Annotated in this window: 1 pseudogene; it reads right to left on the bottom strand. The window is 66.3% G+C overall.

The window, feature by feature from the left end:
• Positions 1 to 828, bottom strand: a pseudogene (locus FOY51_RS27040) (DUF222 domain-containing protein); the annotation flags it as partial.
• Between the last annotated feature and the right edge of the window lie 191 nt (positions 829 to 1,019).

Genomic DNA, 1,019 nt, shown 5'->3' with positions numbered 1-1,019 from the left:
CGTGCACCCCGGGAAACGGCACGTCCCGTCCTGCGCACGCACCCACCGCTGCAAAGCGGCGGTGAGGCGGTAGATCAGCGGGTCTTGACCGAAATCGGGGACGGCGGACTCGGACTCGGCCGCGTCGACGATCAACTTCCACCGCCCGTCCGCAGCCAACAGCCGTGCCAGATCCGCATCGACCGCCCCGAACCCATGCAGGAAACCCGGATGCTCCCGCACCCGCAGCAGGGTATCGAGGGAGACCCCGACGTTGATCAACGGTTTCCGCGCAGTCCCCGCAGTAGACGTTGGTGCGCCGCAGTCCTCACGGCCACACGTGCAGCGCAGGAACCCGGTCCCATCGGCCAACGCGACCAGGGCGTCCGCCCGCCGTTGGGCATGAGTGCGGGGATCTGCGGCGCACACCGAGTTCGCCATTTCCTGTAACCGCATCGACAACGCCTGCGCACCAGCAGCCGGTAACAGTCCGTCGAGGAACGCCACCCCATCATGGGTCGGGCGGGTACGCACATCACGATCCTCGACACGACGCTCCCGCCGTTTCTTCTCACCCTCCGGGTCGTGTGCCGCGATCCACCGCCGGGCGGTTTGCCGCAACCGCGACGGATTCTGCGTCCCGGCCGCACGGATCAGCTTCTTTTCCAACACCGCAACTACTTCCGGGTCCACGTTGACCACGGCGTCGATGATCACCCGCACCTGCGCCAGATCGATCTCACCCACCGCGAACAATGCCCGGGTGTGGGGCAGATCGTTGTCCAATGCCAGGCCGATCTCGATCAGCCGGTTCACCGCACCCTCCGTCATCCGCACAGCGGTGCCGGCATGGGTTGCGGCGAACTCCCCCGGCTGTCGGGTGCGTCATCCCGGCACTCAGATCACACGCCACATGGGCTCGATACAAGGCGGTCAGGGTGAAGATTTCCTCGGCCTGCGCGATCGCCGACGCCCGATGCTGGGCGCGCAACTGATCGATCAGCCGCCTCGCCTCATCACTCGCATCGGTATCGAACATG

It is taken from the genome of Antrihabitans cavernicola (assembly GCF_008297975.1).
GTDB classification, from domain to species: Bacteria; Actinomycetota; Actinomycetes; order Mycobacteriales; family Mycobacteriaceae; genus Antrihabitans; species Antrihabitans cavernicola.
The sequence above is the reverse complement of the archived record's forward strand: the minus strand, read 5'-3'. Positions and strand labels throughout refer to the sequence as shown.